The organism is Dyadobacter sp. CY356, from assembly GCF_021440195.1.
Taxonomy (GTDB): domain Bacteria; phylum Bacteroidota; class Bacteroidia; order Cytophagales; family Spirosomataceae; genus Dyadobacter.
In genome coordinates this window covers 208,276-233,309 of record NZ_JAJTSZ010000001.1, presented here as the reverse complement: position 1 = coordinate 233,309, position 25,034 = coordinate 208,276, and the positions used below count along the sequence as shown (strand labels likewise).

Below are 25,034 nucleotides of genomic sequence, written 5' to 3'. Positions count from 1 at the left end.
TTAAATAATACTTGCAATGATAAAAGTTACGATTTATCTTTGTGGCAGATTTCAAGGTCATCTAAATGTCAGTTGCAGTGAATAACCCGAATGAATTGTTCAGTACCTCCAAAGGTTTCAGCTTTCAGTGTGATAAAAGTTCAAGAATTGTAATTCATTTTGGAGAGATGATTGCTTCATTTCGTATCCAGGATTTCCTGAATTTTCGTCGTTTGGTAAACAATATTGACATCAAAAGCAGATTATTTGACCTTTCTGACGAGTCTGATTACGAATTCGTTGAAGCTCCTCAACTTAATATCAATCAGAAACTTACCCTTTGCGAACTGATCCAGTTAAGAGAACTTGTGAACGGAACACACTTCGCAATCGAGCTAAATTCTCTTCTTCACACCATTCTTTACGTAGAACAAGAATTAGTCTAAATAGCTGACGGCCTTCATATTAGACCAATTCCAAATTTAAGCGTTCGTCTTGTTATGACGAACTTTCCTTTGATATTTGTGCTTATTACTTCAAAAGATAAACACGAATACCATGAGAGATCTACTTAGAGCCCGTACTTCCTTAAAAGAAGAGATAGAAATATTATTGAACAACCAGGTTAAAATGGAAGCAGAAGCCTCAGCTAAATATTTGGCTATGGCTTCATGGTGCGACCGCAATGGTTACAGAAACAGCGCCGCTTATTTCCTTAAACAATCCGACGAAGAGCGCGGACATATGTTGAAAATTTTCAATTACATCATGACTGTAGGCGGAACTGCGGTTTCTCCTGAGGTACCTGCTGTAAAACAGGAATTTGCTTCATTCAGAAGTGTATTTGAAGCAGCACTACAAAGCGAAATCGCGGTTACACAATCAATTAACCGTATTGTAACGCAGACACGCCGCGAAGAAGATTACGCAACAGAAACCTTCATGCAGTGGTTTGTAAACGAACAGATTGAAGAAGAAGACAACGCTCGTCGTGCGATCGAACTTTTTGATGTGATAGGTGAAGAAGGAACTGGCCGCTACCACATCGATAAAGCTATTTTGAAGTTAAATTCTGAAAACTAGGATTATAAAATCTTAAGATTATTAAAGGAGCTGCATCATCATGGTGCGGCTCCTTTTTTTGTTTTCTAAAAATTAATTGAATCAAAACTTGCAATTCAATTGTATACAATTTAATTTTACACAATCAATAACAAGATATGGATATTCTAAAATTATCAAATCAGCTGTGTTTTCCGCTTTATGCTTTGTCAAGGAAAATCACAAGTCACTATCTCCCTATTCTGGAGAAAATTGGATTGACCTATCCTCAATATCTTGTGATGATGGTGCTTTGGGAAGAAGACTCCGTTTCAGTGAAGGAGCTTGGACATAAACTTATGCTTGATTCCGGCACACTTTCTCCTTTATTAAAAAAACTGGAAGACCGTGAACTGGTTATGCGGAAAAGGCTAAAAGAAGACGAACGTGTGGTCATTATCACCTTAACAGAATCAGGAAAAAAATTGAAGGAAAGTGCTTCTGACATTCCGGAACAGATAAAATGTAGCCTTGATCTCACTGATAAAGAGTTACTTGAAATGAAAATACTGGCGACAGGCCTCCTTGATAAAATCAACAAGATTGAAACAGTACATAGTAATTAATTGAATAACTCACTAAAACGAAACAAAGATGATCAATGCAGTATATACCGCGACAGCAACAGCGACAGGCGGAAGAAATGGAAAAGTAACGTCATCCGACGGAGTTTTGGAACTGGAAGTGCGCTTGCCAAAAGAAATGGGCGGAGCCAATAATGATTACACCAATCCTGAACAATTATTTGCAGCGGGATATGCGGCTTGTTTTGACAGCGCACTAAGCCTGATCATTCAGCGCAGCAAAATTAAAACAGGTATGACGAACGTAACCGCGCATGTAGGAATTGGTAAAAATGAGGCGGACGGATTTGGATTGGTGATTACACTGGAAGCCAACATTCCGGGTGTGGAACAATCCGTTGCAGACGATCTGATCGCAAAAGCTCATCAGGTTTGTCCATATTCAAACGCCACCCGTGGAAACGTTGAAGTTACGTTAAAAACGACAACAAACGAATTGGCAGTTCAGTAGGATACAGGTTCTGTTTTAACTAAAAAATCCGTTTGCAGTTTGCAAACGGATTTTTTAGTTATGGCTACTTGAAATTTATTTTCCAGCCAGCAAAGAATATACTTCAACATCCAGAAACGTCCCTTCAAAATAAGTATACTCTTTAAAATAGGCTTCTTTCACAAAACCATGTTTCAAAACCAGATCAGAAGAAGCTTTATTATCCGGATGAATAAGCGCTTCGATACTGTGAAAGTGTAATTCTCCAAAACCGAATCTTAAAACCTCCTGTAAAGCTTCGTTCATATAGCCCTTAAACCAATAATCAGGATCAAGAGAATAACCAACTTCACCTCTGTAATTGTCCTTATTAATTCTTGGAAAACCAACCGTACCGATCATCTGGCCGGAATCTTTCAGCGTGATGGCCCAGGAAATACTGATTCTTTGTTCATACAAATACTGATAATTTTTAACCAGATCCTCTGCCTGAATTTTCAAATAAAGCATCGGTCTTGCGATGTACTGCATAACCTCTTTTTTGCTTCGCTGATGAAAAATATCATCTACAAAATCCATTGAAATTGCTTTCAATAACAGTCTTTCTGTTTCAAGGACGGGGAAGGTTTCAAAATTAAATGTGAGCATGGAAAGTTACCAGTTCATGTAAATTTATAGTTTAAGATACATAATAAACGCATCAACATAGCCAAGTGTAAGGTGATTAAATCCATTTGGAATTGTACCGATTATCTCAAATCCATATTTTTTCCAGAGTTTTATGGCTGCCTCATTCGTACTCACGACCAGATTAAACTGCATGGCCAAAAAGCCGAATTTGCGTGCTTCCATCAATGAATGCTCACAAAGCAGCTTTCCTATTCCTCTTCCCTGCGCATTTGGATGCACCATATAAGCTGCATTGGCAACGTGAGATCCTAAATCAATTTGATTAGGTCTGATAATGTATGTGCCCAGAATTTCTCCATTTTCTTCCAAAACATAGGTATCCATGTAAGGCGAAAACCAATGTTTATCCAGATCCTCTTTTGCGGTATCAGGGGCAAAGACATAGGTATCACCCGTCTGAATTACCGCTGTAAAAATTTCCCAAACCTCATGACGATCCTGATCAATTGCCTTTCTGATATTCATAAAACCCTTTTAATTTATGTTAATAGTACTATAAACGAACTTAATTTTCAGTTACAACAATCAAGCCATGGGCTTATACGTATAAACCGTAAATGGATAAATTTTATTAGCCACGAAGCGCGAAATCAGACAGGCGATCACAATCGGTACAAATAAAATATAATTGTCGGCTATGGCGCAAACCAGAAAAATCGATGTCAATGGTGCATGAATACTTCCGCTTAAAACGGCTGCCATTCCTATCACAATAAAGTTGAGTGGAATAAGATTCAGGTGGAAAAAATGATTTAGTGTCATTGCCGTGATCAGACCGAGAAAAGCACCGATAAATAAACTTGGAGCAAAAACACCTCCGTCACCACCAGCTCCCAGCGTCACCGAGGTGGCAATAGGTTTTAAAAACAAGACAAACAATAAAGGCAGCAACACCAAAAGATCAGAAGGTTGAGAAACGATTGTCAGACTTTTAATTCCGGCATAACCTTCGCCATAAAGGCTTGGAAAGAAAAATACGAGCGTAGAGATTATCAATGAACCTGCCAGTATTTTGACATAATCATTTTGGATGGATCCAAAGATTTTTTTGAAATAGAGTACACTTTTGGTTAGAAACACTGCATTAAAACCAGCCAGGATACCCAGCAATATAAAATAAGGGATGGCTTCTTTGTGCCAGACCGTCACATTAAAATCAAAAACCTGTTTGTAAAAAAAGTATTTCGTCAAAAGAAAAGAGGTCAGGATTGCCGTTGCCACCGCAGCAATATGCGTCTTTTTTCTGCGGCTTGTAAAAACCTCATAGGCGAACATAAATCCGGCAATGGGTGCATTAAATAAAGCAGTTACGCCAGCAGCCAGTCCTGCGCAAATAAGGTCGGTGCGGTATTTACTTAAATCGTTAATTTTATGACTGGATAGTGCACCGATGGAAGCCGTTGCAACCACTGTGGATACTTCAATTCCTGTGGATCCGCCAAAAATTACGGTCAGAAACCCGTTGAAATAATGAGAAGGAATCTTGTAAGCCGGCAGCGTTTTGCCATTTCTGACAATAGAATCCATTACTTCCCGTATTCCTTTATTGGGTTTATTTCGAAACAAAAAATGTCTCAAAATATGAATGGTACTAAAACCGATCAGGGGTAAAAAGAAAATCAGATATCTGTTCTCTCCGAGCCGGTGCAGGAAGTCATGCTCATAATGTTCTGTAATCACTTTCAAAGTATCGGCCACCAAAGCTGCAAAAACACCGATCATGGCAGCTGCGCCTAAAACTGTAATTGTCCTTTTCGCTTTTTTTTGCCGATAAGGAGATAATGCACTTGTATTCATAAATTCTGATTTGCAAAAACTAAATCATCGTTTTGAAAAGCTAAAGATATCGTCTTTTGTGAACTTTATACCAATGTTTATTAATTGGATATTTTCTATGAGATGTCATATTATTAACGACTAGGGCAACGAGAAGCAATATAATGACCCCTGATAAAACCGGACTAAGCACATACAAATAACCCAGACTGGTTACTTTTTCAGATCCGATATTGGCAATAAGTGCAGTTGCGCCGCCGGGAGGGTGAAGGGTTTTCGTGATCTGCATCATCACGATGGAGATAGAAACGGCAAATGCAGAAGAAAGCCAGATTTCATTTGGGATGATATAATGGACCGTTACGCCTACCAAAGCACAAATAACATGACCGCCAACTAGGTTTCTGGGCTGTGCGAGAGGGCTGTTGACAATACCATAAATCAAAACAGAAGATGCACCAAATGACCCGATCAAAAACAGATTATCTATATGTGTAAAGCTTTTCTGATTTAAAAATCCTATAATACCAATGCCTGCAAATGAACCTACAAAAGTCCAGAAATGATCCCTGAAGTCTATTAATGTTTCCTTGTAAATGACATACCGGGCCATTCTGGCATGTTTCCTTAAATGCTTTCTCAAAACAAATATAATTATTCCGTAAAATGTATTAAAGAAAACCATTTCCCAAAGGTTATGGTTCGTAAATATTTCTAAATTTAGACCTCAGCGGCTAAAAGACTGAGATCCGAAGCAAGAAATTTATGCTCAGGTATCGTTTTTGTCATACATAAAGTTGATATTGGAAGTACCGAATCAGCCACCGTTTAGCTTTTGCATGAATTACCTTGATGAGTTTAAGAAATTTATTTCCAGCCACTACCTTTCCACGGGCATCCGTCTGACGTTAGGAGCTGTAATCCCGTGCCTTATCTTTCATCATTACGGTATCCTGAATGACCTCATCGCTTTCCCGTTAGGTACCTTGCTCATCGGCACCACGGATAACCCGGGACCTGTGCATCGTAGAAGAAATTCCCTGATGATCGCCATAGTGACCTGCTTCTTCGTTGCCTGCGTAACAGGTTTCCTAAGACATATTCACTTTATTTCCTTCATTGAGATCATACTTTTCGGTATGTTTTTCTCGCTTGTTGGCGTTTACGGGAACCGTGCAAACAGCATTGGTCTGATATCGCTGCTTGTTTTTGTTTTTAATATTGATGATCACATCAGCCGGGACATGGTGCTCCATAATGCGCTGGTTTTTTCTGCCGGCGGAATCTGGTATCTGATCCTGTTTCTTATTCTGCAAAAAATACGTCCCTACAAACTGATACAGCAGTTATTAGGAGAAAATTTTGTTGAACTTGGAAAATTACTTTCTGTCAAAGCCGGGTATTACTTCGCCAAACCGGATTATGACGAGCTGTTTAATCAAATGATTCACCAGCAGGTGATCCTTCGGGAAAATCATGAAACGTTGAGAGAAATTCTTTTCAAAACCCGACAGATCGTTTCAGAATCCACAAATACCAGCCGGATTTTGATGCTTATGTTTTTGGATAGTGTTGATTTAATGGAGCGGATCCTGAATTCCCAGCAGAATTATTCAAACCTGCACAGAGCTTTCGACAATACTAAAATCCTGCGGCTTTATGGTACTTATATCAGCTGGCTTGCCGATGAACTTTTACAAATCGGATTGGCCGTGCAGGGCGGGTTTCCATCAAAATCAAAACATGACCTTGATGAAGCCTTCAACAAATGCCAGCTGGCTTTTGACAAAATTCGAGAAAGCAGAATGACGCATGATAATGTGGAAGATTTTATCATGCTGCGCCAGATATTGAACAGTATCCAGGATATAACCGAACGGATAAAAAAACTTCACAGGGCAACCGCTTACGATGTCAATTTGAGCAACGATTATAAACCTAATCTTGACACGGACGATTTTATAACCAAACAAGAGTATTCGCCGCGAATTTTGCTGGATAATCTATCATTTAAATCCAGTCATTTCCGCCATGCTTTCCGCGTTACACTGGCTCTGATTATAGGATTCTTAGGCTCTCTGTTTTTTGATGTTGGCCACGGATACTGGATTTTGCTGACCATTGTAACAATCATGAAACCGGCATTCAGCATTACACAACAAAGAAATAAATACCGGATCGGCGGGACGATTTTAGGTGCGATTATCGGATTTCTGACGCTTTATCTTGTAAAAGATGACACTGTGATTTTTATTATCATGATGCTTGCCATGATTGGGGCATACAGTTTTTTAAAGATCAATTATTTTGTTGCCTCAACCGGCATTACGCTTTACGTGCTGCTCTGGTTTAATTTTCTTAATCCGCATCACATCACGGCCGTTTTACAGGATCGTGTGATTGATACGGTCATTGGATCCATCATCGCGTATTTTGTTTCTTCCTATGTGCTTCCGGTATGGGAACATACGCAGATTAAGCAGTATATGAAGGAAGCGCTCGACGCAAACCGAAAATATTTTGATAATGTTTCAACAATTTTCACCGGTGTTTCCTTAAATATCGGGGAATTAAAATTGCATCGGAAACAAGCCATTATTGCCATGGCCAACCTCTCCGACAATTTCCAGCGTATGCTTTCCGAACCCAAAAAGCAGCAGGTTAAAATGGAAGAACACCACCAGTTTGTGGCAACCAGCCATATGCTTACCTCCTACATTGCATCACTTTCTACCTACGCGCAAACAGTGGGACAAAGTTATTTATCGGAAGAATTCAAACCGATGATCCGTCAAATTGACCGTCAGTTTGAAACGGCAATTAAAGTGATTGACGGAGAGCAGCATATCGGAAATGAAGTGATCAAAGAATCGCTTCCGCAAAACCAGAAATTGATTGAACTGCTAACGATCCGGAAAAAAGAACTTAAAGAAATGGGTATTGAAAAATCTGCACACTCACCTGCAAGAAAGGCTTTGTCGGATTTTAAGACCATTAATGGACTTTTTGAACTGATCAGTACCATTACCATTGATGAAATTAAAATCCTGAATAAAATTTCCGTTGAGGTTTAGTTATGCTTCAACCGCCTGTAGACGAATTTCTCGGTTTCTTTTTAAATGGAACATCAGCACAAATGAAACCAACACGCCGCCGATTGCCAGACTTGCGCCCACCCATTCGGGAGAATTAAATCCTAAACCAGCTGCAATGGGCAAACCGCCCAAATAGGCTCCAAGCGCGTTTCCAATATTAAAACTTGCCTGGCTTACAGAAGCAGCCAGCATTTCAGCACCTTTGGCGGTGTTGATCATCAGCATTTGTAAAGGCGACAGCATGGCAAATGCGATGGCACCAGTGACGAATGTTGAAATTAATGTCAATACCTGGTTGTGGGAAACAAAGAATAAAATAGTTAGAGACACAGCCATTGCAAATAATAACCCCGCGGAACTGATTAAAGGTGAATACCGGTCTGCAAGACGGCCACCGATAAAGTTACCAATGACCATACCCAATCCGGCTAACACGAGAATATACATAATGGAATCATCACTGAATCCTGCAACCTCCGTCAATAACGGAGCGATGTAACTATACCAGCAAAAGAATCCGCCGGTACCAACCGCAATAACAGCCACGATCAACCAGGCGTCAAGGCGTGTAAAAAATTTAAGCTCGCTCAACAACCCTTTTGTATTGGTTACAGCGAGTGAAGGCATCCAGATTCTAATACTGGTGGTTGTCAGCAGACCAATCACACCGACGATCATAAACGTTATCCGCCAGCTGATATGATGGCCGATAAATGTGCCCAAAGGAACTCCAATCAGATTGGCGATTGTTAATCCGGCAAACATGAGCGAAACAGACCGCGCCTCTTTCCCGGGTTCTGCCAACCGTCCGGCGACTACCGCACCCACGCCAAAAAATGCTCCATGCGGCATTCCGGAAAAGAATCTGGAAAGCAAGAGCATATAGTAACTTGGGGCAAAAGCTGAAATAGTATTGAAAACGGTAAACAAAACCATCAATAACAACAGGATCGTTTTCGGCGGTTTGCTCCCTGTAAAACCGATAAGCAAAGGAGCACCAACAACAACACCAAGCGCATAAGCCGATACTAAATGCCCGGCTTCGGGGATTGTAATTTCCAGTGATTTTGCGATATCCGGCAGAATTCCCATAATCACGAATTCGGTCATTCCAATTCCAAAACCACCAAGGGTTAAAGTCAGTACGCTCTTTTTCATATCAATTTCTTATAACATTTCCAGTAGGTGTTTCTTTGTTTTGTTAAATTGATATACAAAACAAAAAGCAAGATTTTAAGAAGTCTGGACATCTATATTAAAATGTTGGCAAAAACTTCAATAATTAAGGAAAGGTAACGTCTATAATTTGAAATGTGTTCAAGATGAAGGAAAGAGCATTTTTAGAAACATTTTTCCAATTTGAATATTCAAAGAAGAAATAATATTTAACATATTTACATTCGTTGTATGCCGCAAACTATGTCGGGATTTGAAGTTGAATAATATATCCTGCGTAACAAAAACTTGGAAAAATATAATTCGTTAACCTTATAGCAATGAATATCACTGAGGATGATGTTCCCTAGCCATTTTGTTCTAATTTTGAAAAAATTTATGTTTTCTTAATAGACAAAAACAGGAATATGGATGAAGTATCAGGAACCGAACGGAGAAATATAACGCCGGGATTGGCAGTATCAATTGTTTTAAAGCAGGATCAGCGTACCGGAAAACTGACAAAGGGCATTGTAAAAGATATATTGACCAGTGCACCAAAACATACACATGGAATTAAAGTAAGACTTATGAACGGAGAAGTTGGACGAGTAAAAATCATCGGATAACTTTACATTGTGCTCATGCTTAGCCCCCGGATCTGTCTTCTTATTGGCATTATTAGTATCAGTATTTTCCCTGTTCTGGTTAAATGGGCGCCCGTTTCGGGATTGTCTTCTGCATTTTACCGAATGGCCATTGCGGTTATTTTTCTGTTACCCTATGTTCTGATCAAAAATCAGCTTCAAAAACCTGACCGGTCTTTATGGCTTCCCATTTTTATTTGCGGCATTTTATTTGGAAGTGATATTGCCATCTGGAATTTATCAATTCATTATTCCAACGCAACACAGGCCACATTACTTACCAATTTATCACCGGTTTGGGTAGGAATCGCTTCTGCACTTTTTCTCCATGACAAACCCGGAAAACAATTCTGGATGGGAACGTTGGTTGCGCTATCAGGTATGGTCATTCTGATGGGTTTGGACACTTTTACGCAAATGCGTTTTGACAAAGGATTTCTGATGGCTCTTACATCCGGGCTTTTATACGCCAGCTATATGATCGTCAGCAAAAAAGTCCTGAACCGGATGAAAATCGTCAGTTTCATGGTTTACAGTATGTCCGTTTCCAGTATTTATTTACTGATCATTTGTCTGGTCACAGGCCAGCAATTATGGAATTTCACGCCAGCAATTTGGGGCGTGCTGAGCATTCAGGGTTTAATTTGTCAGTTATTAGGTTGGCTAACGATAAGTTACGCAGTTCAAAAACTGGATGCACAACGTGTTTCATTAAGTTTACTCAGTCAATCTCTGGTGACAGGTTTGCTGGCCTGGCTCTTTATCAATGAAAAAGTCTCACTTCAAATGATCATTGGCGGCATCATCATTCTCGCCGGAATCGGAATCACTTTTCTGAAAAGAAAAAAATTGTCCGCTTAAAAAATCCATTGCACCCATTGCGTAAACCCATCGCGTCCATTGCGGTTAAGTAGAAAAGCGCAAGTATATTCAAGAATAAGCGTCTTTATTACATTTATTCCACAGAAATAATAAAGCGCAAATGAACGGCAGATCATTCTATTTTCTTATTTATTTCCTCCTGTTAAATACCATCGTATTTGCACAAAAACCTGACACAACAGCCTGGTGGAAGAAAAATAATCTGCGTGTTATCCAGACCAACTTACCGGCATATGAAGCTGCCACACTGAATCCTGATTCTTTGTTAAAAGATCTTGAAAATTTTTCAGCCAATACACTACTGATCAATGCAGGCGGAATAATGGCCTTTTATCCTACCGAACTTGACTTTCATTACCGGAATCCGTTCCTTAAAAACAATAACATGCTGGCCGATGTAGTCAGGAAATGTCACGAAAAAGGCATCCGGGTTATTGTTCGCTTCGATTTCAGCCGTGTCCAGGAAAGTATTTTCAAAGCCCATCCCGACTGGTGTTACATCTCTCCAAAAGGTGAAAGAATTATTAATACCGATATGTATGTCGTTTCCATTAATGCACCCTACGTGCAGGAAAAAGCATTCAAAATTATAGAAGAAGTCATTGATAAGTTCCCCGTTGACGGCATTTTCCTGAATATGCCGGGTTATCAGGTCAATAATCCTTATGAGGAAAAATATCATGGCATTGATCAGAACGAATATGACAAAAAACGCTTTGCCGAATATACAAATGGAAAGACTCTGCCATTGGAAGAAAATAAAGCCGATCCGCTATTTCAAAAGTATCTGGAATTCAAAAAATTTACCGTTGAAGACTGGTCACACAGACTCAATACCTTAGTAAAATCCAAAAACAGTAACATTGCAGTCTGTACTTATTTTGACAAATATGTTGATATCATCAGGCATGAATCCCAGAGCAGTACCGTTTTGCCCTACTGGCCCTATACGGCGTCTGATAATGTTGGCAATGCTGTTAATTCCTATCCCAATCATATTATCAGCAACGCCAGTATCCAGCAGATCTCCTTCCAGTCTCGCTATAATGCTGTTGAGCCCGAGGAGGTAAGAATTCGGTTATACGAAAATATTGCAAACGGCTCAGGACTGGATATCAGTATGATGGGTGATATGCGCGGTTATGAAGACGAGCGAAATTATGACGTGATCAAGTCAGTTTACGCATATCACAAAAAACATGAACCATATTTTGGCAGATATAAATCAGTTGCAAAAGTTGCTGTGATCGCTCCTGGTTCCTGGCCCAGCGGACCTACCATGCAGGAATATCGCGGGATTGTTTTGATGTTAAAAGAAGCACATATTCCTTTTGATATTATTGAAGATGCGCAAATTGAAAATCTGGAAACAAAAGTAAAAAAGTACAAACTGATTATTTTACCAGAGATTACTTATCTGAGCAAAAATTCGTTACATATACTTAAACAAGCGTCTGATAACGGAACAAATATAATAGCAACCAACAAAGCTTTTTTTGACACACCCGAAACTCTGATGGATTTGTTTGGTGCTAAAATTGTGACAATGGATAATGACGGCGCCGGAAATTATCTGAATCCCGAAAACAAGAACATCTTTAAACATTTCACAAAACAGAAAATGCTTTTCTGGAAATTCAATCTTGGATTATATGATTTTAAATCTGCGGATGAAACTTTGCTGCCGGTTCTGGACAAAGGAAGACCAGGTCCTCCCGAAATTATCGGCGGCCACGATCCGATTGGTTATTTCGCCTTGGGTATAAAAAATCATTCGAAAGGTAAAGCTGTTTTGATGCCTGTAAATATTGGCAGGTTGTATTATATGCATGGATATGAGGAACATAAGAATATTCTGCTTGATGTAATAAACTATATTTATCCGGAAGCACTTCAAACGATCCAGACCAACGCACCTGCCCGTGTTGAAACCATTCTCCAAAAATACAGCAAGAATATTAACGGCATTGATACAACAGGAAAAGACAATGGCATGATCCTGCACCTGATTAATTTGACCGGATTTAGCGGTAATACCTATTTTCCTCCGTTACCTGTTTATCTAATGAAATTTAAACTGAAATCCGATTTCAAACCCGCTAAGGTATTTTCAATGTCGAATGGAAAACCTCTTGTCTACACCTGGAAGGATGGATTCCTTGAATTCAGCATTGATAAACTGGAAGCTTTTGATGGTATTGTGATTGATAAATAAATCAAACAATTGGAAGATAAATAGTAAAAGTTGCTCCTTCGCCAGGATTACTGTTCGCCATAATGATACCTGAGTGATTATCAACGATTTTTTTACATATCGCCAGTCCGATTCCAGTGCCTTCATAAGCATTTTTATTATGCAGACGCTGAAAAACCTGAAAAATCCTCTCCTTGAACTGCGGATCAAAACCAATTCCATTATCTGCAAAGGAAAGATAATGATAGTCATTTTCAGGATTAGCTTCCGGATATCCTAAATCCTTCCCGGCAATGATTCCGGCGGTTATTTGAATTTCCGGACGAATACCGTCCGTTACGAATTTTAAAGAATTAGCAAGCAGATTGGTAAATAATTGTTCAAATTGAAATACGATTACATTCAGCGTAGGTAATGCTGAAATATTAACGATAGCCCCTTTTTGCTGTATACTTTCACTCAACTGCTCTTTCACATTCTGCAATAGAATATTCAGATCAGTAGGTTCAAAATTCTTTTCTACGGAAGTCGCGCGCGAAAAAGCAAGCAAATCAACAATTAAACGCTGCATCCGGGTTGATGAGGCCTGCATCCGATTGAAATAATCCTTACCACGATCAGAAAGATTATCCTTTTCAGTTTCCATTATTCTTGACGCAAAAGTCTGGATTTTACGAAGCGGCTCCTGCAAATCGTGACTGGCCACATAGGCAAACTGCCCCAATTCAATATTGGTACGGATCAATTCGTCATTAATAACAGTAAGTTCCCTGGTTCGCTGCTGAACTTTCAATTCCAGTTCGTCAATAAATAATTTGCTGTCATGAATATCAGTACTTGTTCCAACCCACATCTGGATTACACCATCCGCATCTTTTTGGGGTATTGCACGACTTAGCTGCCAGCGATATTCGCCATCAAACTTGCGGAAACGATGTTCATAAATAAAATCTTTACCCGAACGGATCGCCTCAGACCACAATTGAACATTCATTTTCCTGTCATCCGGATGAACCATTTGCAGCCATCCGCTTTTTTCAATTTGCTCAAAATTTAAACCGGAATAATCGAAGACTGATCGGTTGAAGTAGGAAAGATTTCCATCAATATCAGCAGTCCAGATAAACTGCGGCATTGAATCTGCCAGAGTTCTGAATTTCCCCTCACTTGTTTTTAAGGCAAATTCTGCTTCTTTCCGATCCGTAATATCGATTACGACGTTTAACGCGCCGGTTACGTTTCCTGCGCTGTCAAAAATAGGCTGAGGATTTGCAATCACATGCCGGAGTGTTCCATCCGGCCGTTTCACGTAAGCTTCTGCTGTCAGTGCACGTTTTTCTCTCAGAGCAGGTACCATAGGACATTCTGCATGTGGGAGGAAATCTCCCTCTAACGTGTACATTTCGTAAGAGCCGCACCATAGATCCTTGCCTAATTCGGGTTCCCGTTCCCACAATTTCACAGCAGCTTTGTTATACAAATTAACCAGACCCTCAGCATCGACGGTATACACAGCAACGGGTAAAGTTTCAATCAGGTCCTTATACCGTTTCTCACTTTCCTCAATAATTTTCTCTGCCTGTTTTTGCTGCGAAATATCCATCATAGTCCCTAGCATCCGGAGTGGACTGCCGTCCTCGTCAAAAATGACTTTCCCTTGTGTCCTCACCCAGTGCAATGAACCGTCCGGATGAACAATTCTTGCTTCATAATTATAAATTCCGGTTATTAAAGCATTCTCAAAAGCTTGTTCAATCATACGGATGTCCTCAGGGAAAACCTGGTCACGCATTTCCTTATGCGTTAAATGTCTGGTTTCCGGCTGACCAAACAATTGACTTAACCTCGAAGAATAAACAATTTCACGCGTTTTCAAATTCAGATCCCAGGTTCCCAGTTGTGTTCCTTCGGTGGCAAGTCGCAGTCTTTCCACAGCGTCATTCACCTGCTGTCTGGCTTCAACTTTTTCTGTTACATTGTTCACCGAAATCATCACGCCGGAAACAGATCCGTCAACTTCCAGAATGGGTGCGTACTGGAAATCAAGATAATATCTTTGAAGCCCCTCAGACGTTTCCACATATGCCACGGCTTCATTTTCTCTATGCGTTATTCCTTTAAAATATACTTCATTCAGGATTTGTGGAAATTTTTGATCGGCCAGCTCAGGGAAAACTTCCAGAAGTTTTTTGCCCTGAACATCTTTCAGTTCACGTTTCCAGATATCATTTAACATAGCCTCGTTGGCCAGGCTTATCACCATATCTTCACCTTCCAAAATAGCTTTGGCAAATTGTGACTGTGTTACTAGATTACGAAACCGGGTCTCACTTTGTTGCAAGGCTTTTTTTGCCCTTCTCTGCCCTGTCACTTCTGTGACAACGACTATAATTCCGCTTATAGTACCATCTGTATCCAGCAGAGGCTGATAAACAAAGTTAAAACAACAGATTTCCGGGATTCCGGCACGCGTTAAAGTGATCTCAAAATCATTTCCGTAGAATGGAATTCCGTTTGTTAATACACCCCGCAAAATCGGTTCAACGCGGTCTTTTACTTCGGGGAGAGATTCAAATAAAGGCCTGCCTGTAAATTCTTCTTCTTTTCTGTCAACTATTTCTAAATATGCCGCATTGGCCATATCCACGATGAACTCCGGACCTCTCAAAATCACCATCCCGACAGGCGCCTGCATCATAGTATTTCTGAAACGGCTTTCGCTGCTATTTTCCTGTCGTTTAGCTTTCGCGGTGTTTTCAATTTCCTTTTTTACACGTTCGTCTAGCGCAACAAGTTTTTCATGCAATTGGAGAAGTTCTTTATAATTTATACTCAGTTGATCTGAATCTTCATTTTCGGGCAGAAGGTTATTATCCGAACTGACCTTGACCTTAATTACAGATAATAAAGTTGTAAGATTACCTGCAATCAATTCCATCGAGGATAACCCTTCCCGGGCCTTTTCAACCTCTCCATTTCTATAAAGACCGAGCAGTTCATTAGCACAGTCATGAATTTTATGGTGCACTTTTTCAAGGTCGTGCATCTCAGGAATGTACCCATACCTTTCAAGTGCATGATTGTAAATCCATTTGCCTACTTCGCATTCCTCATGACTTGTAACAGAAAATTCGTCTGCCTCAACACCATAAAGCATTGATCTGAGTTGTGTTTTAAATAAGATGTGTTTTGCCTTGGCTCTTTCGAAATCAAGTTCAATTAAATTCATACTTATATCTTATTTTCTCACTTATTGTAAAGGGTACTATTTCCAGTGTACCTGCTGTTAACATCGTGCCAATGGTAATATTAATACTGAAAATAAAATCTTACCCGGAATGCCTTAAAGAAGAACTGCGCGGGTTAGCCATATCCCGGCAAATCTCTTATAGTTTGATTCGATTCATATTTAAAGAAAATATTCCATCAATAAATCATACAAATTTATTGATGGAATATTATTTCAGCAACACTAACGATCGCGGTTGGCAGGAAAAATCAGTATTCCCCCGCGTTAAGTTCTTTTTTCTTTTTAGCCTGATGTAAACGGTAATTCAGTGTCAGGTTAATTTGTCTCAATCTGCCTTGGGAGCTGGTAGTAGCATAATAGTTGGATCCTTCCAGAATTGATCTGTATTTGCGGGAATTAAAAACATCTGTAACGCTCAAAACAAGGGTTCCGTTATTTTTAAAAACATCACGGCTTGCAGCCAGATCCAGGGTCGCCAAAGCTTTTCTTTTTCCCTGCGGCGTTTGCTGCGGAGCTTCGTAATTGGCACGAAGTTGCAGATCGGTATTTTTCCATAGTGTAAAACGTGAGGTCGTGCGCGCAAACCAGCTGTATGTATCACTTTGAAACTCAGAATCAACGCCCTGGCCATTTGTTACCGCACGGAAAAAATTTAAACTTCCATCCATTTTCCACCATTGGTACAAAGTATAAGATCCGGTAAATTCTGCTCCATAAGAATTCTCTGTTCCCAGATTTTCAGGTTTTGTATAAGAGTCTCCGTTGTCTTCCACACGCCGGATACTGATGATTTTTCCGTTGGTGTGGCGGTAATATAAAGAGGTACTGAGCGACCCTTTTTCTACATATTTTATATGACCGATTTCAAAAGCATTCGTAAATTCCGGGTTCAGATCCGGGTTTCCACTGAAATAATTCCGGTTATCACTATATGTCATGAACGGACTTAAATCATTATACTGCGGCCTGCGCACACGCCGGCTGAAACTTAGCTGAAGCGCGTTTTGACGCGGCAGAACATAACTCACATGCACACTCGGGAATAAATTGGCGTAAGTTCTTTTGTTGACTTCATTGGTCTGTTTTAATGTAGTGGTCACCCCTGTCCACTCCGCTCTTAAACCCACCTGATAAGAAAGCTTTTTCGTTTTGTTTCCTACAATCCCATAGGCCGCATTAATTCTTTCCTCATACAAAAAGTCGTTGGTCAGGCCTGGAATCGGGCTGAAACTACCATCATCATTTTGCTGCGTAACGGTATAATCATTGGTCATATTTCTTGTGCTGCTTCTTCCGCCGGCTTCAAATTTTCCTTCCTTAGCAAACGGATGCACATAATCTACCTGAGCCAGAAATTGCTTCTCCGTTTCGTAATTGACAGCGCGTTGTAAAGTGGATGGAATATCGGATGGACTTCCGTCAGGTCGCAACGTTTTCTGTCTGTAATATTGATCCGAATCTTCCCAGTTATCCAGATACCTGAAATCAGCAGTCAGCTCCTGTCCTTTTCTTTTAAATGTCTTTTTGTAAGTTAATGCATATTCAGAATTTGGCTCAGTTTCAGTTTCATCCTGCGTGCGGTTTGTGGTGCTCAACAAATTATTCAGGTTCGACAGATAGTCACGATAATCAATATTTGAAAAACGCTTCCCTTTACTCAGCCGGTAGGTGTAAGATCCCGTCAGAACATTTTTATCATTTAAATAATAGTCAATCCCTGCACGTGCGCTGTTGTTCTGCCCTTTCAAACGACTCGTCATGTATTTTTCAGTAATAAAAGTCGAATCATTTCTGTACAATTCCTGATACAGTGAATTTTTACCCGGCGTATTTCGGTAAGAAAATGTATAATTGACGAAAAAATTAAGGTTTTTCCTGCGGTAATTCACATTTGCAGCAGCACCAAAATTTGTTGGATGGCCGGTAATAATATCAAACGAACCGTTAAATCCTTCTTTTCTTTCTTTTTTCAAAACAATGTTAATAATCCCGCCCATTCCTTCGGCTTCATACCTGGCAGACGGATTTGTGATGATTTCAACACGTTCGATCATACTTCCCTGTAATGATTGCAGACCACTCCCACCTTTCAAACTTACCAGTCCGGAAGGTTTACCGTCAATTAGTATACGTACATTATTGCTTCCCCGCAGACTAACATTTCCATCCACATCCACAGCAACGGAAGGTATATTGGTCAGAATATCAACGCCGGTTCCTCCTGCGTTCGCGAGATCTTTTCCAACATTAAAAATCTTTTTGTCCAAAGTCAGCTCCATCGTACTTTTCTCTCCCTGAACCACAACCTCATCCAGTGTTTTTGCAGAAGGATTTAATTTGATTGTGCCAATATTGAAAGGAGAATTCTGAGATGTAACATTCACTCCAGACGACTTCTTTGCATTGTATCCAATAAATTCTGTCAAAGCATAATATGACCCCGAGCCGACTTCAATAACAAACTCACCTGCCTCATTCGTAATTGAACCAGTGACAAAAGTGCTGTCGGATGTTTTGAATAAACGAACACTTGCATAACTTAAAGCACCGTTATTCTGGGTGTCGGCAACTTTCCCGGTTACAGACAACTTGCCTCCCGATTGTGCAAGAGCAGGTTTTATTGATAAAAAAAAGAAAAATACAGAAACAAAAAGTGACATGCTTATCCAAAGCGCACGGCCTTCCCTCACCATAACGGGTCTTTCCTTTTCTGATTCTGATCTTATTTGTAATGTTTTACTCATTGAATATTTATAGGTTTAGGAAACTACTCATTTCAGTAAAACCCATAAAGTCACTGGATTTACTCTGAATAATTTTGGATAATTGACGGATTCTTTTTCTAATACATGATATAAATCCAGGTAAGTCATAAAGTAGGTAGGCCGGCTTTATGAATTGTATATATTTGGACATTATTCTCCTATGCCCTAATAAAAATTAATTTTTTATGCTAAAAAACGACGCAACGGTTCTTGGCCTGCTGATGGTAATTCTTGCCATGGTTTTCTATACCGCGTCACTTCCACAAAAAGGATGGCAACGATTTTATAACATTTTCCCGCCATTGCTTCTTTGCTATTTCATTCCGGGTTTATTGAATTCGTTCGGAATAATCAATGGAGCAGAATCTCAGCTATATCCGGTTGTTTCAAGATATCTGCTCCCCGCGTGTCTTGTACTTTTCACGCTGGGCATGGACTGGAAAGCGTTGGCGAAACTTGGTCCGCCAGCCATTATTATGATGCTTGTAGGATCTTTTGGAATAATCATTGGAGGTCCTATCGCCCTTTTTATTGTTGAAAAAATAAGTCCTGAAACCGTTGCCGGAGAAGGTCCGGATGCCATTTGGCGCGGATTAGCAACCATTGCCGGAAGCTGGATCGGCGGCGGTGCCAATCAGACAGCCTTGCGGGAAGTGTTTAAACCAAGTGACAGATTATTCTCTCAAATTGTTGCCGTTGATGTTATCACAGCCGAATTGTGGATGGCCGTTTTGATATATGGTGCAGGTTTTGCGACAAAAATAGATCGATTTCTGAAAGCTGATAGCAGTGGAATTGATGAAATTAAAAATCATCTCGAAGCTTATCAACAGAATAACCAGAAAATTCCGGCTACAAAAGATTTTATATATCTGGCTGCTGTCGGTTTGGGTGCTACCGGAATTGCTCATTTTCTGGCAGAAATAATTACACCTTATTTAAGCACGAATTATCCGTCTTTGGAAAAATACAGTCTCACTTCCAGCTTTTTCTGGATCACCGGATTGGTCACACTAATCGGAATTATTCTGTCTTTTACACCTTTACGAAAACTGGAAAATGTTGGTGCATCAAAATTGGGAAGTGTATTTCTTTACATTTTGGTTGCAACAATCGGTATGCAAATGGATTTGGGATCGATTGCAGACAATCCCGGACTTTTTGCCATTGGTTTAATCTGGATGATGGTTCATGCAGGTTTAATTATTATCGTAGCCCGGTTATTGAAAATTCCATACTTCTTTCTGGCCGTTTCCAGTCAGGCAAATGTGGGCGGTTCCGCGTCAGCTTCTGTGGTCGCTGCGGCATTTCATCCTTCGCTGGCATCTGTCGGGATTTTATTGGCTATTCTTGGTTATGCGATAGGCACCTACGGAGGCTATCTTTCGGCACTTATGATGCAGTGGATAAGTGAAATGTAGGATTTGAAAGTTTAGGCATGTAATTTTGTCGGCCTATATAATTATTTTCATGAAGAACATTCGTAATTTTTGCATTATTGCCCATATTGACCACGGAAAAAGTACGCTGGCAGATCGTCTGTTGGAATTCACCAAAACGGTATCCAACCGCGACATGCAGGCGCAGCTCCTTGACAATATGGATCTGGAACGCGAACGCGGCATCACGATCAAGAGCCACGCGATCCAGATGACTTATCTTTACAAAGGGGAAGAATTCACACTGAACCTGATTGATACGCCGGGACACGTCGATTTTTCATATGAAGTTTCCCGCTCGATTGCTGCCTGTGAAGGTGCATTATTACTTGTAGATGCCTCCCAGGGAACAGAAGCGCAGACAATCTCGAACTTATATCTTGCTATAAATCATAATCTGACCATCATCCCGGTACTTAACAAAGTAGATTTACCAGGCGCAAGACCTGAGGAAATCAAGGATGAAATGGTTGACCTTCTGGGTTGCGAACGTGATGATATTATCCCTGCCAGCGGAAAAGAAGGAATTGGTATCAAAGAAATTCTCGATGCTATTATTGAAAGAGTTCCTGCGCCGGTAGGTGATCCGGAAGCTCCTTTGCAGGCACTGATCTTTGATTCAGTTTTCAATTCCTACCGCGGTATTGAAGTTATTTTCCGTATCAAAAACGGAAGTATCAAAAAAGGCGATAAGGTAAAATTCATGAACACCGGCAAAGAATATTTTGCCGATGAAATTGGTACGCTTGGTCTTGTTCAAATACCAAAACAAGTTGTTGAATGCGGTGACGTAGGTTATCTGATTTCGGGTATCAAAGTAGCCAAAGAAGTAAAAGTTGGTGATACGATCACGCATTTGCACCGCCAGGCATCTGAATCCATCGTTGGTTTCTCGGAAGTAAAACCGATGGTTTTTGCTGGTATTTATCCGGTTGATACCACCGAATTTGAAGAACTTCGTGATGCGATGGAAAAACTTCAGCTAAACGATGCTGCTTTGGTTTGGGAACCTGAAACATCTGCGGCACTTGGTTTTGGTTTCCGTTGCGGATTCCTCGGTATGCTGCACATGGAAATCGTTCAGGAACGTCTGGAACGCGAATTTGATATGACGGTTATTACAACGGTTCCTTCGGTTCAGTTTAGGATAACCAATACAAAAGACCAGTTGATCAATATTAGCGCTCCGTCAGAAATGCCTGAACCGAACCTTATCAACTGGATTGAAGAACCTTATATCAACGCACAGATTATCACAAAATCTGATTATATCGGCCCGATCCTTACGCTTTGTATGGACAAACGAGGCATGTTGAAAAATCAGGTTTATCTGACTGCCGAACGCGTTGAATTACAATTCAGGTTGCCGCTTGCCGAAGTTGTGTTTGACTTTTTTGACAAACTGAAAACGATTTCAAAAGGTTATGCGTCGCTGGATTATGACCTTGCCGGATACGAAGAGTCTGACATGGTGAAACTGGACGTAATGCTTAACGGTGAACCTGTTGATGCTTTGTCGGCCATTGTTCACAGAACAAAAGCATATGAATGGGGTAAAAAACTGTGTGAGAAATTGCGTGAACTGATTCCCCGTCAAATGTTTGAGATCGCGATCCAGGCCGCTATTGGTCAGAAGATTATCGCCCGTGAAACAGTGAAGGCGATGCGTAAAGACGTATTGGCAAAATGTTATGGTGGTGATATTTCCCGTAAGCGTAAACTGCTTGAAAAACAGAAAAAAGGGAAAAAACGTATGCGTCAGGTTGGTAATGTAGAAATTCCACAGGAAGCATTTATGGCTGTATTGAAGATTAATTAAATCGAAAGCAGCGTTATAATTTAATAACAAAAGAAAGTGCTTCGTAAGCCTTTTGTTGTAAATTTGACTCAAATCTATTTGTAATACCCAAGAAACTAAAATACGACAAATACCGATATGGCAGAAGTAATCCGTATGCCCAAGATGAGCGACACCATGGAAGAAGGTGTTATTGCAGAATGGCACAAACAAGTTGGTGATGTAATCAAATCCGGTGAAATTATAGCGGAAGTCGAGACCGACAAAGCTACTATGGATCTTGAATCGTATTATGATGGTACTCTTCTTTATATAGGCGTTAAAAAAGGCGATGCTGTTCCTATTGACGGCGTAATGGCTGTTGTGGGTGAAAAAGGTGAAGATTATAAATCCTTACTGGAAGAAGGTGGTGGAAATGGAGCGTCAAACGGAAAAGCTGAAGCTCCGAAAGAAGAAGCTAAACCAGAAGCAGCGGTAGAAACTGCAACACCGACTACTGAAAAAGCGCCGGCTGCACCTGCCGCAAAATCTACTGAAAAAATTAATGCTGCCGTGGTTCGTATGCCTAAAATGAGCGATACGATGGAAGAAGGAACTTTGGTTTCATGGCAGAAAAAAGTTGGAGATAAAGTAAAATCAGGAGACATTCTGGCGGAAGTCGAAACCGACAAAGCCACCATGGAACTTGAAGCATATGAAGACGGTACTTTGCTTTATGTAGGTATCAAAGAAGGCGAAGCGGTTCCGGTTGACGGAATTATTGCTGTAATTGGTGAAGAAGGATCTAACGTTGAAGCTTTGCTTGTCCGTGAAAACGGAGAAGCAGAACAGGAAGCGGCTCCTGCTGCCAAAACCGAAGAAGCTGGTGCACCCGCGGAAGCCGACAAAACGACATCAGTTGCAGATTCGGGAGAACGGATTAAGGCCTCTCCTCTGGCACGTCGTTTGGCAGAAGAAAAGGGAATCAACATTGATCAGGTTTCAGGAAGCGGGGATAATGGCCGTATCGTGAAGCGTGATGTTGATGAGTTTAAACCGGCTGCTAAAACAGAAGCTGCGCCTGCAAAAGCTGCTGAACCAGCACCTGCTGCGAAACCAGAAGCACAACCAGTTGCTGCACCTGCAAACGGAGATTTCGTTGATTCGCCGATTTCTCAAATGCGTAAAACGATTGCACGTCGTTTGAGCGACAGTTTGTTCACTGCACCGCATTTTTATGTAACCATGGAAATCGTGATGGACAAAGCGATGGCTCTACGTCCGCAATTGAATGAAGTTAGCCCTGCCAAAATCTCGTTCAATGACTTCGTGATCAAAGCTTGTGCGATTGCATTGAAACAACATCCTGCGGTTAACTCTGCATGGTTGGGAGATAAAATCAGAAAATACAATTATGTAAATATCGGTGTTGCAGTTGCGGTTGACGAAGGACTTTTGGTTCCTGTAATCCGTGATGCTGACAAGAAAAATCTTTCTACTATTTCGGCGGAAGTAAAAGATTTTGCCGGTAAAGCAAAAGATAAAAAATTGCAGCCAAAGGATTGGGAAGGTAATACATTCTCGATTTCTAACCTGGGTATGTTTGGTGTAGATGAATTTACAGCGATCATCAACCCACCGGATTCTTGCATTTTGGCTATTGGCGGTATCAAAAAAGTTGCGGCTTTCAAAGAAGATGGAACGGTATACCCAACCAACATTATGAAGGTTACACTTTCTGCTGATCACCGTGTTGTTGACGGAGCACTTGCTGCGCAGTTCCTGAACACTGTGAAAAAGCTGTTGGAAGAGCCTATGAGCATGTTGGTATAATGTTGTAATTACAAACACACACACTAAATATGAAATCAGGAGACCGTTTAAATCAGATCGAGACGCTTATTGCTCAAATGGGTAAGAGGTTAGATGAAATGGATGAAAGGTTAGATAAGATAACTGGATTGCTAGGCGGAATTGTTGAAAAATTAGAGGAAGCCGCTGAAAAATTAGATCAAAGAACGGATCGAACGGTTGTAAAAATGGATACTAATTCTGAAATAAAGAGAAGACTCATTGAAAATGAGAAATCCAGGCAGGAGCTTAAATCCATCTCAAACTTTCTGAAAAACAAAAACTAGTTTTTCGAAATGATTTCAGTTCATAAAATACAATAATGTCAAAAGTGTCAGGTTTTATAGCCTGGCACTTTTGTTTTAATGACAGATTAAATTTCTGCGCTTTTGGCAGATATCATTTAGAATCCACAATTACACTATGGAAAAAATACATGCAACCACCGTCCTTGGCGTACTTCACAATGGCACCGTTTCACTGGGTGCTGACGGACAGGCGACGATGGGTAATACAGTCGCAAAAAGCAATGTAAAAAAGATACGTACACTGATGGGTGGCAAGATCCTTGTTGGTTTTGCGGGATCAACAGCGGATGCTTTTACGCTTTTGGAACGCTTTGAAGAAAAACTTAATGCTTACGGAGGCAATATGAAACGTGCGGCTATCGAGCTTGCAAAGGATTGGCGTACGGATCGTTATTTACGTAAGTTGGAAGCTATGATGATCACAGCCAATAAAGATGAGATTCTTGTAATTTCCGGTACTGGTGATGTTTTGGAACCTGAAAATGGAATTGCAGCCATTGGCTCTGGCGGAAACTTTGCTTTGTCAGCAGCTCAGGCTCTGAAAAAACATGCAACGCATCTGACAGCCGAAGAGATGGTTCGCGAAGGACTAACTGTTGCAGCTGATCTCTGTATTTATACAAACCATAATCTTGTCATAGAAAAAGTTGTTTAATAATATCAATGAGAAGGCGGTTGGCTTTCAGCCGCTTTCTCATTTACAGTATTTTTTCAATTTTATAATATTCAATTTCTTCTTTGTAGAAAGGCTCAGAGATCTTTTTAAATCCTACCCTTTCGTAAAAATTCAACGCGTCCGTTCTTGCGTCGCACCACAATCTTTCGAAGCCACTTTCTTTGGCATATTCAATTACTTTCAAAATCATCATTTTGCCCAGTCCGCGATTTTGATATTCTTGCAGCGTAGCAAATTTGCGGAACCGCATACTTTGCCCTTCTGCAAATAAGGAGATAACCGCTACCAGAATATTATCTTCATAAAGTCCGAAGTGAATCCCTTCTTCATCCCCATCTACTTTAACGAATTCGAACGGTTTGTCAGGCCAAAGTACTTTATGCCGGATTGGCAGAATATCTTTTACCGGCACTTTTTTAATTTCTATACTCATTG

21 protein-coding genes are annotated in these 25,034 nt (G+C 40.4%); 13 read left to right on the top strand and 8 right to left on the bottom strand.

What is annotated here, in order from left to right:
- Window positions 1-65 precede the first annotated feature (65 nt).
- The 4 genes from LXL81_RS00990 (at window position 66) to LXL81_RS00975 (ending at window position 2,115) form a co-directional block, all read left to right on the top strand.
- Window positions 66-425, top strand: coding sequence for a hypothetical protein (locus LXL81_RS00990; RefSeq protein WP_234644836.1), 360 nt, complete (start codon window positions 66-68; stop codon window positions 423-425).
- A 112-nt stretch (window positions 426-537) separates the two neighbouring features.
- Window positions 538-1,062, top strand: coding sequence for a ferritin (locus LXL81_RS00985; RefSeq protein ID WP_159466943.1), 525 nt, complete (start codon window positions 538-540; stop codon window positions 1,060-1,062).
- Window positions 1,063-1,199: 137 nt separating this feature from the next.
- Window positions 1,200-1,646, top strand: a complete 447-nt coding sequence (locus LXL81_RS00980; RefSeq protein ID WP_234644835.1) for a MarR family winged helix-turn-helix transcriptional regulator — start codon at window positions 1,200-1,202, stop codon at window positions 1,644-1,646.
- A gap of 28 nt (window positions 1,647-1,674) precedes the next feature.
- Entirely contained in the window at window positions 1,675-2,115 is a 441-nt protein-coding gene (locus LXL81_RS00975; RefSeq protein ID WP_234644834.1) for an organic hydroperoxide resistance protein, read from the top strand.
- Window positions 2,116-2,190: 75 nt separating this feature from the next.
- Here LXL81_RS00975 and LXL81_RS00970 read toward each other — a convergent pair whose 3' ends face one another.
- Genes LXL81_RS00970 through LXL81_RS00955 form a run of 4 tightly spaced genes read right to left on the bottom strand, consistent with a single transcriptional unit; the run spans window position 2,191 to window position 5,203 of the window.
- Complete coding sequence (locus LXL81_RS00970; RefSeq protein ID WP_234644833.1) at window positions 2,191-2,742, bottom strand: GNAT family N-acetyltransferase; 552 nt, start codon at window positions 2,740-2,742, stop codon at window positions 2,191-2,193.
- Between the two features lie 24 nt (window positions 2,743-2,766).
- Window positions 2,767-3,249, bottom strand: coding sequence for a GNAT family N-acetyltransferase (locus LXL81_RS00965; protein ID WP_234644832.1), 483 nt, complete (start codon window positions 3,247-3,249; stop codon window positions 2,767-2,769).
- A 60-nt stretch (window positions 3,250-3,309) separates the two neighbouring features.
- On the bottom strand, window positions 3,310-4,581 hold the full coding sequence (locus LXL81_RS00960) for a chloride channel protein (RefSeq protein WP_234644831.1): 1,272 nt from the start codon (window positions 4,579-4,581) through the stop codon (window positions 3,310-3,312).
- Between the two features lie 40 nt (window positions 4,582-4,621).
- On the bottom strand, window positions 4,622-5,203 hold the full coding sequence (locus LXL81_RS00955; protein WP_409013830.1) for an HPP family protein: 582 nt from the start codon (window positions 5,201-5,203) through the stop codon (window positions 4,622-4,624).
- A 196-nt stretch (window positions 5,204-5,399) separates the two neighbouring features.
- Here LXL81_RS00955 and LXL81_RS00950 point away from each other — a divergent pair, with 196 nt between their 5' ends.
- Window positions 5,400-7,634 (top strand): FUSC family membrane protein, encoded by a 2,235-nt coding sequence (locus LXL81_RS00950; RefSeq protein WP_234644830.1) that lies wholly within the window; start codon window positions 5,400-5,402, stop codon window positions 7,632-7,634.
- Here LXL81_RS00950 and LXL81_RS00945 read toward each other — a convergent pair whose 3' ends face one another.
- Complete coding sequence (locus LXL81_RS00945; RefSeq protein ID WP_234644829.1) at window positions 7,635-8,813, bottom strand: MFS transporter; 1,179 nt, start codon at window positions 8,811-8,813, stop codon at window positions 7,635-7,637.
- Window positions 8,814-9,238: 425 nt separating this feature from the next.
- On the opposite strand from LXL81_RS00945, the gene LXL81_RS00940 reads away from it, so the two are divergent.
- The 3 genes from LXL81_RS00940 (at window position 9,239) to LXL81_RS00930 (ending at window position 12,554) form a co-directional block, all read left to right on the top strand.
- On the top strand, window positions 9,239-9,439 hold the full coding sequence (locus tag LXL81_RS00940; protein ID WP_234644828.1) for a YwbE family protein: 201 nt from the start codon (window positions 9,239-9,241) through the stop codon (window positions 9,437-9,439).
- Between the two features lie 15 nt (window positions 9,440-9,454).
- Window positions 9,455-10,318 carry a DMT family transporter gene (locus tag LXL81_RS00935; protein WP_234644827.1) on the top strand — a complete coding sequence of 288 codons (864 nt, stop codon included), beginning with the start codon at window positions 9,455-9,457 and terminating at the stop codon, window positions 10,316-10,318.
- A gap of 121 nt (window positions 10,319-10,439) precedes the next feature.
- Window positions 10,440-12,554 carry a family 10 glycosylhydrolase gene (locus LXL81_RS00930; protein ID WP_234644826.1) on the top strand — a complete coding sequence of 705 codons (2,115 nt, stop codon included), beginning with the start codon at window positions 10,440-10,442 and terminating at the stop codon, window positions 12,552-12,554.
- A gap of 1 nt (window position 12,555) precedes the next feature.
- Here LXL81_RS00930 and LXL81_RS00925 read toward each other — a convergent pair whose 3' ends face one another.
- Together LXL81_RS00925 and LXL81_RS00920 are read right to left on the bottom strand one after the other, a co-directional pair.
- Entirely contained in the window at window positions 12,556-15,762 is a 3,207-nt protein-coding gene (locus LXL81_RS00925) for a PAS domain S-box protein (RefSeq protein WP_234644825.1), read from the bottom strand.
- Between the two features lie 269 nt (window positions 15,763-16,031).
- On the bottom strand, window positions 16,032-18,443 hold the full coding sequence (locus tag LXL81_RS00920) for a TonB-dependent receptor domain-containing protein (RefSeq protein ID WP_234645836.1): 2,412 nt from the start codon (window positions 18,441-18,443) through the stop codon (window positions 16,032-16,034).
- Between the two features lie 290 nt (window positions 18,444-18,733).
- Between LXL81_RS00920 and LXL81_RS00915 the strand changes: the two genes are divergently transcribed.
- From LXL81_RS00915 to hslV, 5 genes are all read left to right on the top strand, one after another.
- A complete protein-coding gene (locus LXL81_RS00915; protein ID WP_234644824.1) occupies window positions 18,734-19,969 on the top strand; it encodes a DUF819 domain-containing protein in 1,236 nt (411 codons plus the stop codon).
- A 49-nt stretch (window positions 19,970-20,018) separates the two neighbouring features.
- A complete protein-coding gene (lepA, locus tag LXL81_RS00910) occupies window positions 20,019-21,806 on the top strand; it encodes a translation elongation factor 4 (RefSeq protein ID WP_234644823.1) in 1,788 nt (595 codons plus the stop codon).
- A 117-nt stretch (window positions 21,807-21,923) separates the two neighbouring features.
- Complete coding sequence (locus tag LXL81_RS00905) at window positions 21,924-23,597, top strand: pyruvate dehydrogenase complex dihydrolipoamide acetyltransferase (RefSeq protein WP_234644822.1); 1,674 nt, start codon at window positions 21,924-21,926, stop codon at window positions 23,595-23,597.
- Between the two features lie 29 nt (window positions 23,598-23,626).
- Window positions 23,627-23,902, top strand: a complete 276-nt coding sequence (locus LXL81_RS00900) for a hypothetical protein (RefSeq protein WP_234644821.1) — start codon at window positions 23,627-23,629, stop codon at window positions 23,900-23,902.
- A 136-nt stretch (window positions 23,903-24,038) separates the two neighbouring features.
- Window positions 24,039-24,578: an ATP-dependent protease subunit HslV gene (gene hslV, locus LXL81_RS00895; protein ID WP_149239675.1), complete on the top strand. Its 540-nt coding sequence runs from the start codon at window positions 24,039-24,041 to the stop codon at window positions 24,576-24,578.
- 43 nt (window positions 24,579-24,621) lie between these two features.
- On the opposite strand, the gene LXL81_RS00890 is transcribed toward hslV, so the two are convergent.
- On the bottom strand, window positions 24,622-25,032 hold the full coding sequence (locus tag LXL81_RS00890) for a GNAT family N-acetyltransferase (protein ID WP_234644820.1): 411 nt from the start codon (window positions 25,030-25,032) through the stop codon (window positions 24,622-24,624).
- Window positions 25,033-25,034: the final 2 nt, after the last annotated feature.